This window comes from Pseudomonas sp. SJZ080 (assembly GCF_007828295.1).
In the GTDB taxonomy this organism is placed as follows: domain Bacteria; phylum Pseudomonadota; class Gammaproteobacteria; order Pseudomonadales; family Pseudomonadaceae; genus Aquipseudomonas; species Aquipseudomonas migulae_A.
In genome coordinates this window covers 120,024-135,232 of the sequence record NZ_VIUK01000012.1, presented here as the reverse complement: position 1 = coordinate 135,232, position 15,209 = coordinate 120,024, and the positions used below count along the sequence as shown (strand labels likewise).

Here is a 15,209-nt window from a genome sequence, read left to right as displayed (position 1 = left end):
AGCCCGTCATGATTCTGCCTTGGCTAATCCTGATCCCCTTCATCGGCGGCCTGCTGTGCTGGATGGGTGAGCGCTTCGGCGCCACCCTCCCCCGCTGGATTGCGCTGATCACCATGTCCCTGTTGCTCGCCCTCGGCCTCTGGCTGTGGGCCAACGGCGACTATTCATTTGCACCAAAGCCTGGCGCCGATCCGACCTGGGTGCTTGAGTTCAAGCACATCTGGATCGAACGCTTCGGCATCAGCGTGCACCTGGCCCTCGACGGCCTGTCGCTGCTGATGATCATGCTGACCGGTCTGCTGGGTGTGCTTTCGGTACTCTGCTCGTGGAAAGAGATTCAACGTCACGTTGGCTTCTTCCACCTGAACCTGATGTGGATCCTGGGCGGTGTCGTCGGCGTATTCCTCGCCCTCGACCTGTTCATGTTCTTCTTCTTCTGGGAAATGATGCTGGTGCCGATGTACTTCCTCATCGCGCTCTGGGGTCACAGTTCTTCGGACGGCAAGAAAACCCGGATCTACGCGGCGACCAAGTTCTTCATCTTCACTCAGGCGTCCGGCCTGATCATGCTGGTGGCGATCCTGGGTCTGGTCCTGGTCAACTTCAACGACACCGGCGTGATTACCTTCAACTACGCCGACCTGTTGAAAACCAAGATGTCGCTGACCACCGAGTACATCCTGATGCTCGGCTTCTTCATCGCCTTCGCGGTGAAGCTGCCAGTGGTGCCGTTCCACTCCTGGTTGCCTGACGCTCACGCCCAGGCGCCAACCGCGGGTTCGGTCGACCTGGCCGGTATTCTGTTGAAAACCGCTGCCTACGGTCTGCTGCGTTTCGCCCTGCCGCTGTTCCCGAATGCCTCGGCCGAGTTCGCGCCGATCGCCATGACCCTCGGTCTGATCGGGATTTTCTACGGCGCGTTCCTGGCCTTCGCACAAACCGACATCAAGCGTCTGATCGCCTTCTCGTCCGTTTCCCACATGGGCTTCGTACTGATCGGCATCTACTCCGGCAGCCAACTGGCGCTGCAGGGCGCGGTGATGCAGATGCTGGCGCACGGTCTGTCGGCCGCGGCACTCTTTATCCTCAGCGGTCAGTTGTACGAACGCACCCACACCCGCGACATGCGTGAAATGGGTGGCCTGTGGTCGAAGATCGCTTACCTGCCGGCCCTCAGCCTGTTCTTTGCAGCGGCGTCCCTGGGCTTGCCGGGTACCGGTAACTTCGTCGGTGAGTTCCTGATCCTGATCGGCACCTTCCCGATCGCTCCATGGATCACCATCATCGCGACGTCGGGCCTGGTGTTCGGTTCGGTCTACTCGCTGATCATGATCCACCGTGCGTACTTCGGTCCGGCCAAATCGGACGCGGTACTGCATGGCATGGACGGTCGCGAACTGATCATGGTGGTCGGGCTTGCGGCGCTGCTGATCTACATCGGCGTGTACCCGCAACCGTTCCTCGATACCTCTGCTGCGACGATGCATGGCGTGCAGCAATGGCTCGGCACCGCCTTCACTCAACTCGCTTCGGCCCGGTAAGAGCGCTATGGAATTCACGACTCAACACTTTATCGCGCTAGCGCCGTTGTTGATCACCAGCGCCACGATCATCGTGGTGATGCTGGCGATTGCCTGGCGCCGCAACCACTCGCAGACCTTCCTGATTTCCGTGGCGGGTCTGAACCTGGCGCTGCTGTCGATCCTGCCAGCCCTGAAAGTCGCACCACTGGCGGTGACGCCACTGCTGCAGATCGATAGCTTCGCCTGCTTGTACATGGCGCTGATCCTGGTCGCCACCCTCGCCTGTGTCACCCTCGCCCACGCCTACCTCGGCGATGGCGGTTCGGGTTACCCGGGCAACCGCGAAGAACTGTACCTGCTGATCCTGATGGCCGCCGCCGGTGGCCTGGTTCTGGTCAGCGCGCAGCACCTGGCCGGGTTGTTCATCGGTCTGGAACTGTTGTCGGTGCCGGTCTACGGTCTGGTGGCTTACGCCTTCTTCAACAAGCGTTCGCTGGAAGCCGGTATCAAGTACATGGTGCTGTCGGCCGCCGGTTCCGCGTTCCTGTTGTTCGGTATGGCCCTGCTCTACGCCGACTCCGGCAGCCTGAGCTTCGTCGGCATCGGCCAGGCCCTCGCGGCCACCGGCCTGCCAAGCTCCCTGGCGCAACTGGGCCTGGGCATGATGCTGATCGGTCTGGCGTTCAAACTGTCGCTGGTACCGTTCCACCTCTGGACCCCGGACGTTTACGAAGGTGCTCCGGCACCGGTGGCGGCGTTCCTGGCGACTGCTTCCAAAGTCGCTGTGTTCGCGGTGATGGTGCGTCTGTTCCAGATCTCGCCGGCGGCGAGCAGCGGTGTACTCAGCGACGTGCTGACCATCATCGCCATTGCGTCGATCCTGTTCGGTAACCTGCTGGCACTGACCCAGAGCAACCTCAAGCGTCTGCTGGGTTACTCGTCCATCGCTCACTTCGGTTACCTGCTGATCGCCTTGGTGGCGAGCAAGGGTCTGGCCGTGGAAGCCATCGGCGTGTACCTGGTCACTTACGTGATCACCAGCCTTGGCGCGTTCGGCGTGATCACCCTGATGTCCTCGCCGTACAACGGCCGTGACGCCGATGCGCTGTACGAATACCGCGGCCTGTTCTGGCGCCGTCCGTACCTGACCGCCGTCCTGACCGTGATGATGCTGTCCCTGGCCGGTATCCCGCTGACCGCGGGCTTCATCGGCAAGTTCTACATCATCGCCACCGGTGTCGAGTCGCACCAATGGTGGCTGGTCGGTTCCCTGGTACTGGGCAGCGCCATCGGCGTCTTCTACTACCTGCGCGTCATGGTCACGCTGTACCTGATCGAACCGAACCTGCGTCGCCACGATGCGCAACTGCACTGGGAACAACGTGCAGGCGGCGTGATGCTGCTGGCCATCGCCGTCCTGGCGTTCTTCCTCGGGCTGTATCCGCAGCCGTTGCTGGTACTGGTTCAGCAGTCGGGGTTGGCGGGTTGATCGCTTAGCGATACCCGGTAGAAAACAGAAACGGCACCTTCGGGTGCCGTTTTTGTTATTGAGTCAACATCAAAAGATCGCAGCCTTCGGCAGCTCCTACTTTGGAACGAGGTACACCCTGTAGGAGCTGCCGAAGGCTGCGATCTTCTAACCTTCATACATTTGACCGTCCATTAGATATCGATTGCCAGAGACGGCCTCTTCGCGGGCAAGCCCGCTCCCACAGTTGATCTGCAGTGACCACAAAACTTGAGTCCGACGCCGATCTAATGTGGGAGCGGGCTTGCTCGCGAAGAGGGCTTAACAGGCACAAACAAAAACGGCACCTTCCGGTGCCGTTCGCCTTTCACAGTACAAACAGGTTACTTACGTGCCGCCTCCCACGACTTCAGCAACTCTGCATAGCTCACGGTTTCACCCTGCGGCTTCTCGTTCGCCAGTTTCGGTTTCGGTGCACCCGGCTGATCGAACCAGTATTGCGCGTCGCGTTCAGGGTTCATCTTCGGTGCGCAGGTGGCTTGTGCCTTCGAGCGTTCCAGACGGGTCATGATCGCGTCCTGATCCTTGGCCAGACCATCAAGTGCCTGTTGCGGGGTTTTCTCGCCACTCGCGGCTTCGGCGATGTGGCTCCACCACAGTTGCGCCAGACGCGGATAGTCCGGCACGTTGGTCCCGGTCGGGGTCCACTGCACACGGGCCGGGCTGCGATAGAACTCCACCAGGCCACCGAGTTTCGGTGCCAGGTCGGTCATGGCTTGCGAGTTGATGTCCGACTCGCGGATCGGGGTCAGGCCGACGATGGTTTTCTTCAGCGAAACGGTTTTCGACGTCACAAACTGCGCGTAGAGCCAGGCGGCGAGTTTCTGTTTCTCAGGCGTGGATTTCATGAACGTCCAGGAACCCACGTCCTGATACCCCAGCTTCATGCCCTCCTCCCAGTACGGTCCACGTGGAGATGGCGCCATGCGCCATTTTGGCGTGCCATCAGCGTTCATCACCGCCAGGCCCGGTTTGGTCATATCGGCAGTGAACGCGGTGTACCAGAAGATCTGCTGGGCGATGTTGCCCTGGGACGGCACCGGACCGGATTCGGAGAAGGTCATGCCTGCCGCTTCCGGTGGCGCGTACTTCTTCAGCCAGTCGACGTATTTGGTGGTGGCAAACACTGCCGCCGGGCCGTTGGTGTCGCCGCCGCGGGTTACGCTGGAGCCGACCGGATGGCAGTCCTCCACGCGGATGCCCCACTCGTCCACCGGCAAACCGTTGGGGATGCCTTTGTCGCCAGCACCGGCCATGGAGAACCAGGCATCGGTGAAGCGCCAGCCCAGGGAGGGGTCTTTCTTGCCGTAGTCCATGTGCCCGTAAACGCGCTTGCCGTCGATTTCCTTGACGTCTTCGCTGAAGAATTTGGCGATGTCTTCATAGGCCGACCAGTTCACCGGTACGCCCAACTCGTAACCGTATTTTTCCTTGAACTTGGCTTTCAGGTCCGCGCGTTCGAACCAGTCGGCGCGGAACCAGTACAGGTTGGCGAACTGCTGGTCGGGCAACTGATAGATCTTGCCGTCCGGCGCGGTGGTGAAGGAGATACCGATGAAATCCTTGATGTCCAGGGTCGGCGAGGTGAAGTTCTTGCCCTCATTGGCCATCAGATCGGTGATCGACTCGGTCTTGCCGTAGCGAAAGTGCGTACCGATCAGGTCCGAGTCGTTGACCCAGCCGTCATAGATGTTTTTGTCCGATTGCATCTGGGTCTGCAGCTTTTCCACCACGTCGCCTTCCTGCAGCAGGTCGTGGGTCAGCTTGATCCCGGTGATTTCGGTGAACGCCTTGGCCAGCGTTTTGGATTCATATTCGTGGGTGGCGATGGTTTCCGACACCACCTTGATGCTCATCCCGCGAAACGGCTCGGCCGCCTTGATGAACCACTTCAACTCTTCGAGTTGTTGTTCGGCCGTCAGCGTAGACGGTTTGAACTCACTGCCGATCCATTTCTTCGCGGCGTCTTCGTAGGCATCGGCCCAGGCCGAAGCGCTCAAACCGCTGAGTGCCAGCATGGCTGCCAATGAAATGCTATGTCGCAGCTTATTGTTTTTGTCGAACATAAGACCTCCTTATTGGTTTTCGGAGCAGGCTCTGTACGAGAGCTGCCTGCGCGTCGATCAGGCTGCGTTAAAAACAGGCTCGGTATGCTCATTGACTGACGTCAACTCCGCTACCTCGCCTGTTTTTGCCTTGCCTGATCGCCGCTCGGCGAGCTCTCGTACAGACCCTAACCCCAACGCATCACAGCCAACAGCCACACCAGGGACAACGCGGACGCTACCCAGATGCTCCAGTCGGTGACGCCGATTACCAGCAAATGCAGGTAGGCGCTGCCGAGAAGACCGATAAACAGCCGATCGCCACGGGTGGTGGCAATCGGCAAAAAACCACGCCGAAGAATGCTCGGCGAACGCAATTCCCAGGTCGTCATGCCGACCAGGATCAAGGCTATGACACAGAAAAACGTTGCCGTCGGGACGGTCCAGCTCATCCATTCCATCATCAGTTCCTCATACCCGGCCCAGGGCAAAGCCCTTGGCCACGTGGTTACGGACAAACCAGATCACCAGCATGCCCGGCAGGATGGTCAACACCCCTGCCGCCGCCAGCACGCCCCAGTCGATGCCGGATGCCGAGACGGTGCGGGTCATCACCGCCGCAATCGGCTTGGCATTCACCGACGTCAGCGTTCGCGCCAGCAGCAGCTCGACCCAGGAAAACATGAAGCAGAAAAACGCCGTCACACCGATCCCCGAGCCAATCAGCGGCACGAAAATCTTCACGAAGAACTTGGGAAAACTGTAGCCATCAATGTAGGCGGTTTCGTCGATTTCTTTCGGAACGCCGGACATGAAGCCTTCGAGAATCCACACCGCCAACGGTACGTTGAACAGGCAATGCGCCAATGCCACCGCGATGTGCGTGTCGAACAGACCGATCGAGGAATACAGCTGGAAGAACGGCAACAGGAACACCGCCGGCGGCGCCATACGGTTGGTCAGCAGCCAGAAGAACAGGTGCTTGTCGCCCAGAAAGCGATAGCGCGAGAACGCATATGCCGCCGGCAACGCCACGCTCAGCGAGATCACCGTGTTCAGACTCACGTAGTACAGCGAGTTGAGGTAACCGGTGTACCAGGCCGGATCGGTGAAGATCACCTTGTAGTTGGCGAACGTGAAATCCTGCGGAAACAGCGTCAGGCCGCTGAGGATTTCGGTGTTGCTCTTGAAGGACATGTTCAGCAGCCAGTAGATCGGCACCAGCAGGAACAGGATGTAGATCAGCAATGGGATCAGCTTTCTCTTGCTCATGATGGGCCTCAGCGGTTGGCGTCAGAGTGAGTCATGGCGGTGTAGAACAGCCAGGACACCAACAGGATGATCAGGAAGTACACCAGCGAGAAAGCCGCCGCCGGGCCCAGGTCGAACTGCCCGATGGCCATCTGCGTCAGGGTCTGGCTGAGGAAGGTCGTGGCATTCCCCGGCCCGCCGCCCGTGAGCACGAACGGCTCGGTGTAGATCATGAAACTGTCCATGAACCGCAGCATCACCGCGATCAACAACACGCTCTTGAGCTTGGGCAACTGGATGTGTCGAAAAACCGCCCAGGCGGATGCCCGATCAATCCGCGCGGCCTGGTAGTACACGTCCGGAATCGCCCGCAAACCCGAGAAACACAACAGCGCCACCAACGACGTCCAGTGCCAGACGTCCATCACCAGCACCGTCACCCAGGCGTCCATGGTATTGGCCGCATAGTTGTAGCTGATGCCCATGGCATTGAGGCTCGACCCGAGCAAACCAATGTCGGCCCGACCGAAAATCTGCCAGATCGTCCCGACCACGTTCCACGGAATCAGCAGCGGAATCGCCAGAATGATCAGCACCAGCGACGACCAGCGCCCCTTGGTCGGCATGGTCAGGGCGATGGCGATACCCAGCGGGATTTCGATCAACAGCACACAGCCGGAATAGATGAACTGACGGAGCAGCGAGTCGTGCAATCGGGGATCGAGCAGCACCTGTTTGTACCAGTCGGCACCGACGAAGTAGCGGCTGGACTGGTCGAAGATGTCCTGCACCGAATAGTTGACCACGGTCATCATCGGGATCACCGCACTGAACGCCACCAGCAAAAACACCGGCAGGACCAGCCACCAGGCCTTGTTGTTCTGCACCTTGTTCATGGCAGTACCTCCAGCAGGTATTCGTCGGCATAAACCATCAGCCACTGCGCCGGGAAGCTGATATACGCGGTGCCTTCCGGCACCGGTTTGTCCTCGGCCAGGCGCACTTTCAACGGCGCGCCGTCGAGGTTCAGGGTCATGATCTTGTAGGTGCCAAGGTCTTCGACGTGTATGACCTGTGCCTGCATCGCGTCATCAAACGGCTCGTCCCACACATGCACGAACTCCGGACGGATGCCGACCTTCAAGGTCTTCCACTCGGACTCAGCGATGCGTTGCTGCTGCGCGTCGGACAACGGCAGGTGCGTCGAGGCGAATCCGACGCCACCCGGTTGCGGCTGCACCTCGATCAGGTTCATCCCCGGGCTGCCGATGAAGTAGCCGACAAACGTGTGGCTCGGCCGCTCGAACAATTCTCGCGGCGTACCGAATTGCACGATCTGCCCGCCGTACATCACCGCAATCTTGTCGGCAAAGGTCGAGGCCTCCAGCTGATCGTGGGTGACGTAGACCATGGTGATGTTGAACTGCTCGTGGATCTGCTTGAGCTTGCGCCGCAGCTTCCACTTCAGGTGCGGGTCGATCACCGTCAGCGGTTCATCGAACAGGATCGCCGACACGTCATCACGCACCAATCCGCGGCCCATGGAAACTTTCTGTTTTTCGTCGGCAGTGAGGTTGCGCGCCTTTTTGCTCAGCAGCGCCTGGAGGTCGAGGACCTCGGCAATTTCCTGCACCTTGCTGTGAATTTTCGCTTCAGCCATGCCCTGATTGCGCAGCGGGAAGGCCAGGTTGTCGAACACCGTCATGGTGTCGTAGACCACCGGAAACTGAAAAACCTGGGCGATGTTGCGCTTCTCCGGGGTCAGGTCGTTGACCGCTTTACCGTCGAACAGGACATGGCCCTGGGACGGACTGAGCAACCCGGAAATGATGTTGAGCAAGGTCGACTTGCCGCAGCCCGAAGGCCCGAGCAAGGCATAGGCTCCGCCCTGCTCCCAGATGTGGTCCATTTCGCGGATCGCGTAATCCTCGGGACTGCTCGGCGTGCGTGTGTAACTGTGGGCGAGGTTCTGCAAACGGATTTCGGCCATCAGGCAACCCTCGCGATACGGCGACCGGGCGCCTGGACCAGTCGTCCCTGCGCGTCGAACACAAACAGTTTATGGGTCGGGATATAGATGCGAATCGGCGCATCGACGTCGTACTCGTGGACCCCGGGCAAATGCAGCACCAGCAGGAAATGCTCGTTGCGCACATGCAGGAAGGTTTCCGAACCGCTGATCTCGGCGACCTCGACGGTCACCGCCAGTTCGAGGTCATCGTCGTTGCTCGGCACCAGCGAGATATGGCTGGGGCGCACGCCAAAGCGAAACTCGCCCTCGCCCACCGGGCGCAAATCCACGTTCAGCGGGAAGTGCACGAAGTTGGCGAAGCTGACTTCGTTACCCGCGATGCGCCCCGGCATCAGGTTGATCGGCGGTTCGGAAAACAGCTCCGCCGCCAGCACGGATTGCGGCTGGTGATAGACCTCGGAGGACTTGCCGCTCTGGATCACCCGGCCTTCATGAAGAATGGTCGTGGTGCCGCCCAGCGCCAGCGCTTCGTTAGGCTCGGTGGTGGCGTAGATGGCGATGGTGTGCCGCGCCTTGAACAGCTCGCGCATTTCCTGGCGCAGCTCTTCGCGCAGTTTGTAGTCGAGGTTGACCAGCGGCTCGTCGAACAGGATCAGCTCGGCGTCCTTGACCAATGCGCGGGCCATGGCCGTGCGCTGTTGCTGGCCGCCGGAGAGTTCCAGCGGGTAGCGCTGCAGAAACTTCTCGATGCGCAGCATCTTCGCGGTTTCCAGCACTTTGCTCTGGATCAGCTCGTTGGAAACGCCGCCCTGGCGCAACGGCGAGGCGATGTTCTCGAACACCGTCATGGTCGGGTAATTGATGAACTGCTGATAGACCATCGACACGTTGCGCAACCGCACCGGGCGTTGGGTGACGTCGACGCCGTTCATCAGGATGCGCCCGCTGTCGGGCTTGTCCAACCCGGCCATCAGGCGCATGAGGCTGGTTTTGCCGGACAGCGTGCGGCCGAGCAAAACGTTGAAGGATCCGGGTTCAAAACTTAGGCACGCATCGTCGATCCAGGTCTGACCCTCGACGGTGCGGCTGACGTGCTCCAGAGTGAGTGACATGGCTCGGCCTTTTTATTATTGGAGTCAAGCGACCGGAGCTACAGAGCGACTTTCGTGCCAGAAATTGCAAGTGATTGATGTGGCTTGGAATTCCTTCAACAAGAGAAAAAACAGGGTTCGTTGCTGAACAGAAATGAACAACCGCGGCTGAACAATTGAACAGTTCAACGGTTGACAATGAACAATAGTGAACAACACTCTACGGACTGTTCACGGTCCCTGCAGGAGCCGGCTTGCTGGCGATGGCGATTTCGATTTCGATGACGCCATCGCCAGCAAGCCGGCTCCTACAAAGACGTGGCGCGTCTGAACCATCACGTGCGAAATTCAATGTGATGTGCAAAAAACCATAAAAACAATAAAAGCTTGCTCAGAGATCGACTGCCATGGCCGCACCCGCCTCGCCGCTCTCCCACGACGCCATCATCCAGGACTCCTGGTCCCGTTGCCGCGCGTTCGGTCTCGATCACCAAAGCCCCCCCGCCTTCGATCAACTGCCGGCCGAAGGCATTGCGCAGTTGCTGGAAAGCCAGCATTCACTGGTGCAAACCACCCATCAGGAAGTCCTGCCCTACTACGAGAACATCCTGAGCAATTCCAATTGCCTGATCATGCTCGCCGACAATCAGGGCCAGGTCCTGACTTCCTGGGGCACCCAGCGGTTTATCGAGCCGAGCCTGACCCGCGGTTTCAGCGCTGGCGCGAGCTGGATGGAACGCTGCAGCGGCACCAATGCGATCGGCACCGCACTGGCCTGCGAGCAGGCGGTGCACATCGAGCACGACGAACATTTCCTCAAGGCCAACCGTTTCATGACCGGTTCCGCCGCACCGATTTTCGATGCCGAACGCAAGGTCATCGCTGTGCTGGATGTGTCCAGCGACAGCTACCTGCCGCCGTCCCACACGCTCGGCATGGTCAAGATGATGAGTCAGACCGTGGAAAACCGGCTGATCCTCAACCTGTTCCATGGCCAGCATTTCCAGCTGACCTTCAACACCGGTTTGAACAACCTCGACAGCCAATGGGCGGGGTTGCTGATTTTCGATGAGAGCGGCCAGGTGCTCTCAGCGAATCGCCGGGCCGACAACTTGCTCGGCATCAGTCTGTCGCGGGTCAGTGTCGAGAGCCTGTTCAAGGTGTCGCTGCTGGAACTGCTGAATCAGCCGGATGGTTTGCCCTTCTCCCTTCAGGCCTCGGGACGTAACCGCTTCCAGTGCCTGTTGAAGCGTCCGAAACAGGCACCGATTCAGGCGCGGCTGTTCTCAGAAACAAAGAGCGTGCAAACCAAGAGCGCTGAACCGGCCACGATCAGCCTCAATACGCTGCACTTCGGTGACAGTCGCGTGGAAAAAGCCGTGCGCCAGGCCGAGCGCTTGCTGGAGAAAGACATTCCACTGTTGATCCACGGCGAAACCGGCGTCGGCAAGGAGGTCTTCGTCAAAGCCCTGCATCAGGCCAGCTCTCGCAGCAAGCAACCGTTCATTGCCGTCAACTGTGCAGCGATCCCCGCCGAACTGGTGGAATCCGAGCTGTTTGGCTACGAGAAAGGTGCGTTCACCGGTGCGAATCAGAAAGGCAGCATCGGGCTGATCCGCAAGGCTGACAAAGGCACGCTGTTTCTTGATGAAATTGGCGACATGCCACTGCCGACTCAGGCGCGGCTGCTAAGGGTTTTGCAGGAACGTTGCGTTCAACCGGTGGGCAGCAGCGAGTTGTTCCCGGTGGATATCCGGATCATTTCGGCCACCAACCGCTCGTTGCGCGAGCAGGTCCAGTTGGGCCGGTTTCGCGAAGACCTTTATTACCGGATCGGCGGCTTGACCCTCGAATTGCCACCGCTACGCGAACGCAGCGACAAGCAGGCGCTGTTCAAGCGTCTGTGGGAACAGCATCGCGAGCCATCGCAGTGGGCCGGGTTGAGCCGCGAGGTGCTCGAACTGTTCGATCGTCATCCGTGGCCGGGGAATTTGCGGCAGGTCAGCAGCGTGATGCAGGTGGCGCTGGCCATGGCCGAGGAACAACCGGTGCGGCCGGAGCATTTGCCGGATGACTTTTTTGTCGACCTGGAGATGGAGCCGGTGGAAACAACGGAGCCGTTGGCAGTGGATTTGAATGATGTGGAGGATTTGAATCGGCAGTTGCAGGCGGCTGGGGGGAATATCTCCCATTTGGCCCGCAGGCTCGGGGTTAGCCGAAATACTCTCTACAAGCGATTGCGCCAATCGGAAAGCTGACTGCTGCGCAGTCAATCGCCAGCAAGCCGGCTCCTACAGGGTCGTGTCGTTCGACATTTACGACGCCTTCCCTGTAGGAGCCGGCTTGCTGGCGAAAACGTCAACCCAAACGCCGCCCCTCTCAAGCCGGCCCCAAAAACAAAAACCCGCACAAGGCGGGTTTTGTTTTGCAGCAATCACAGCAATCAGTCAGCCAGACGCCAGGTCGTTCCGCCCTTGCCGTCTTCCAGCACCACGCCCATGGCGGTGAGCTGGTCGCGGATACGGTCGGATTCGGCCCAGTCTTTAGCCGCACGAGCCGCCAGACGCGCCGCAATCAGCGCATCAACCTCAGCCGCATCGACCCGCCCTTCAGCGCCGGCCTGCAGGAAGTCATCCGCCTCGAGCTGCAACACGCCCAGCACACTGGCCAGTTCCTTCAAGCGCGCCGCCAGACCGGCTGCCGCATCAAGATCGCTCTCGCGCAGACGGTTGATCTCGCGAACCATCTCGAACAGCACCGCACAGGCCTCCGGCGTGCCGAAGTCGTCGTTCATCACCTGGGTGAAACGCTCGACAAAAGCTTCGCCGCCAGCCGGCGCCACGCTCGGCAGGCCTTTCAACGCATGGTAGAAACGCTCGAGTGCGCCTTTGGCGTCCTTGAGGTTGTCTTCCGAATAGTTGATCGCGCTGCGGTAATGGCTCGACACCAGCAGGTAACGCACGACTTCCGGGTGGTACTTTTCCAGCACGTCGCGAATGGTGAAGAAGTTGTTCAAGGACTTGGACATCTTCTCGCCATTGATGCGAATCATGCCGCAATGCATCCACGCGTTGGCGTAGGTCTTGCCGGTGGCCGCTTCGCTCTGGGCGATTTCGTTTTCGTGGTGCGGGAACTCCAGATCGCTGCCGCCGCCATGAATGTCGAAGGTCTCGCCGAGGCAGCAGGTCGACATCACCGAGCATTCGATGTGCCAGCCCGGACGCCCGTCGCCCCACGGCGACGGCCAGCTCGGTTCACCCGGCTTGGCGCCTTTCCACAGCACGAAGTCGAGCGGGTCCTGCTTGGACTCGTCGACTTCGATCCGCGCGCCGATGCGCAGGTCTTCGATCTTCTTGCGCGACAGCTTGCCGTAGCCCATGAACTTGGCGACGCGGTAGTACACGTCGCCATTGCCTGGAGCGTAGGCATAACCCTTGTCGATCAGGGTCTGGATCATGGTCTGCATGCCAGCGATATGATCGGTGGCCCGCGGTTCCATGTCAGGCTTGAGGATATTGAGGCGCGCCTCGTCCTCGTGCATTGCGGTGATCATGCGCTCGGTCAGCACGTCGAACGGCTCGCCGTTCTCCTTGGCCCGATTGATGATCTTGTCTTCAATGTCGGTGATGTTGCGCACATACGTCAGGTTATAACCGCTGAACCGCAACCAGCGGGTCACCAGGTCGAACGCAACCATGCTGCGGCCATGGCCAATGTGGCAATAGTCGTACACGGTCATCCCGCAGACGTACATGCGCACATTGTTGCCATCCAGCGGCTTGAAGACTTCTTTGCTCTTGGTGAGCGTGTTGTAGATCGAAAGCACGTTAGAGGTTCCTTGAATCACTGGCCCCACGAATCACGCAAGGTCACGGTACGGTTGAACACCGGACGACCGGGTTTCGAGTCCTTGATATCCGCGCAGAAGTAACCTTCGCGCTCGAACTGGAAACGGTCTTCCGGCTGTGCATCGCCAAGCGAAGGCTCAGCACGACAACCGGTCAGCACTTGCAGCGAGTCAGGGTTGATGTTGTCCAGGAAACTGGCGCTGTCTTCGGCCTTCTCAGGATTCGGAGAGCGGAACAGGCGATCGTACAGACGCACTTCGCATTCAATGCTGGCCGCGGCCGGCACCCAGTGAATCACGCCTTTGACCTTGCGGCCTTCAGGGTTCTTGCCGAGGGTTTCCGGGTCGTAGGAGCAACGCAGTTCGACGATGTTGCCATCGGCGTCCTTGATCGCTTCGTCGGCACGGATCACGTAGCTGCCGCGCAGGCGCACTTCGCCGTTCGGCTCCAGGCGCTTGTAGCCTTTTGGCGGCTCTTCCATGAAGTCATCGCGGTCGATGTAGATTTCACGGGAGAACGGAAGCTTGCGCACGCCCAGTTCTTCTTTTTGCGGATGACGCGGCAGCTCGAGGTGATCGACCTTGTCTTCCGGATAGTTGGTAATCACGACCTTCAGCGGACGCAGCACGCACATGGCGCGCGGAGCGTTCTGGTCCAGATCCTGACGGATGCTGAACTCAAGCATGCCGAAGTCGACCACGCCGTCGGAACGGTTGGTGCCGACCATGTCGCAGAAATTGCGGATCGACGCCGGCGTGTAGCCACGGCGGCGGAAGCCGGACAGCGTGGACATGCGCGGATCGTCCCAACCGTGAACGTGCTTTTCATCAACCAGTTGCTTGAGCTTGCGCTTGCTGGTGATGGTGTAGTTCAGGTTCAGGCGGCTGAACTCGTACTGACGCGGTTTCGCCGGGACGGGCAGGTTCTCGAGGAACCATTCGTACAGCGGACGGTGGCTTTCGAACTCCAGGGTGCAGATCGAGTGGGTGATGCCTTCGATAGCGTCCGACTGACCGTGGGTGAAGTCGTAGTTTGGATAAATGCACCACTTGTCGCCGGTCTGGTGGTGATGCGCGTGACGGATGCGGTACATGATCGGGTCGCGCAGGTTCATGTTCGGCGAGGCCATGTCGATCTTGGCCCGCAGCACGCGTGCGCCGTCAGGGAATTCACCGGCACGCATGCGGGCGAACCAGTCGAGGTTTTCTTCCACGGAGCGATCACGGAACGGGCTGTTCTTGCCCGGCTCGGTCAGGCTGCCACGGTATTCCTTGGCCTGTTCCGGGCTCAAGTCATCGACGTAGGCCTTGCCGGCCTTGATCAGCTCGACGGCCCAGTCGTGCAGCTGGTCGAAATACTGCGAGGCGTAGCGCACTTCGCCGGACCATTCGAAGCCCAGCCATTTGACGTCGCTTTCGATCGCGTCGATGTATTCCTGGTCTTCCTTGGCCGGGTTCGTGTCGTCGAAACGCAGGTGGGTGACGCCGCCAAACTCCTGGGCCAGGCCGAAGTTCACACAGATCGACTTGGCGTGACCGATGTGCAGGTAACCGTTGGGCTCAGGCGGGAAACGGGTGACGATCTGCGTGTGCTTACCCGAGTCCAGGTCCGCCTGGATGATCGGGCGCAGGAAATTGACCGGCACGGCAGGGCCGGTCTTGGAATTCGAGGTAGGGTCGACAGTGGGCTTGCTCATAGGATCCTTGAACGTACAAGTGCGCGGCCAGTTGGCCAAATCAAAGCGGCGGTTAAATCAAAGGGGCTTATCATAGCCGATGCCGTCAAGTCGCTGACAGAGCAGGCCCGAAAACGGCTGCATTTAATCGGATGCAGATGAAAAACAGCCTCGAAATTCGCGCCCGGCACGCTAAACTGCGCACCTTGGCCGAATCTGGCCGGACCGGTTGAGGGCTTCAATGCCTCGAAACCCACGAATTCATTGATAGAGTAC

Annotated in this window: 11 protein-coding genes; 3 read left to right on the top strand and 8 right to left on the bottom strand. The window is 59.7% G+C overall.

What is annotated here, in order from left to right:
- The first annotated feature begins 8 nt into the window (after positions 1-8).
- Together nuoM and nuoN are read left to right on the top strand one after the other, a co-directional pair.
- Entirely contained in the window at positions 9-1,541 is a 1,533-nt protein-coding gene (gene nuoM / locus FBY04_RS17380; RefSeq protein ID WP_084321330.1) for an NADH-quinone oxidoreductase subunit M, read from the top strand.
- A gap of 7 nt (positions 1,542-1,548) precedes the next feature.
- A complete protein-coding gene (nuoN, locus tag FBY04_RS17375) occupies positions 1,549-3,012 on the top strand; it encodes an NADH-quinone oxidoreductase subunit NuoN (protein ID WP_084321332.1) in 1,464 nt (487 codons plus the stop codon).
- 362 nt (positions 3,013-3,374) lie between these two features.
- On the opposite strand, the gene FBY04_RS17370 is transcribed toward nuoN, so the two are convergent.
- The 6 genes from FBY04_RS17370 to FBY04_RS17340 form a co-directional block, all read right to left on the bottom strand.
- On the bottom strand, positions 3,375-5,117 hold the full coding sequence (locus FBY04_RS17370; RefSeq protein ID WP_145315891.1) for an ABC transporter substrate-binding protein: 1,743 nt from the start codon (positions 5,115-5,117) through the stop codon (positions 3,375-3,377).
- 167 nt (positions 5,118-5,284) lie between these two features.
- Positions 5,285-5,557, bottom strand: a complete 273-nt coding sequence (locus tag FBY04_RS17360; RefSeq protein ID WP_031319023.1) for a DUF2160 domain-containing protein — start codon at positions 5,555-5,557, stop codon at positions 5,285-5,287.
- A 10-nt stretch (positions 5,558-5,567) separates the two neighbouring features.
- Entirely contained in the window at positions 5,568-6,368 is an 801-nt protein-coding gene (locus FBY04_RS17355; protein WP_017339615.1) for a carbohydrate ABC transporter permease, read from the bottom strand.
- An 8-nt stretch (positions 6,369-6,376) separates the two neighbouring features.
- Entirely contained in the window at positions 6,377-7,243 is an 867-nt protein-coding gene (locus tag FBY04_RS17350; protein WP_033057091.1) for a carbohydrate ABC transporter permease, read from the bottom strand.
- Positions 7,240-8,337, bottom strand: coding sequence for an ABC transporter ATP-binding protein (locus tag FBY04_RS17345; RefSeq protein WP_145315889.1), 1,098 nt, complete (start codon positions 8,335-8,337; stop codon positions 7,240-7,242). Before FBY04_RS17345 ends, FBY04_RS17350 begins: the two co-directional genes overlap by 4 nt.
- On the bottom strand, positions 8,337-9,431 hold the full coding sequence (locus FBY04_RS17340) for an ABC transporter ATP-binding protein (RefSeq protein WP_084321340.1): 1,095 nt from the start codon (positions 9,429-9,431) through the stop codon (positions 8,337-8,339). Before FBY04_RS17340 ends, FBY04_RS17345 begins: the two co-directional genes overlap by 1 nt.
- A 386-nt stretch (positions 9,432-9,817) precedes the next feature.
- Here FBY04_RS17340 and FBY04_RS17335 point away from each other — a divergent pair, with 386 nt between their 5' ends.
- Complete coding sequence (locus tag FBY04_RS17335) at positions 9,818-11,668, top strand: sigma-54-dependent Fis family transcriptional regulator (RefSeq protein ID WP_145315887.1); 1,851 nt, start codon at positions 9,818-9,820, stop codon at positions 11,666-11,668.
- Between the two features lie 185 nt (positions 11,669-11,853).
- On the opposite strand, the gene cysS is transcribed toward FBY04_RS17335, so the two are convergent.
- Complete coding sequence (gene cysS, locus FBY04_RS17330; protein ID WP_084321348.1) at positions 11,854-13,236, bottom strand: cysteine--tRNA ligase; 1,383 nt, start codon at positions 13,234-13,236, stop codon at positions 11,854-11,856.
- A 17-nt stretch (positions 13,237-13,253) separates the two neighbouring features.
- The gene (locus FBY04_RS17325) at positions 13,254-14,954 is read right to left on the bottom strand and encodes a glutamine--tRNA ligase/YqeY domain fusion protein (protein WP_084321350.1); all 1,701 of its coding nucleotides are present in this window, start codon (positions 14,952-14,954) and stop codon (positions 13,254-13,256) included.
- Positions 14,955-15,209: the final 255 nt, after the last annotated feature.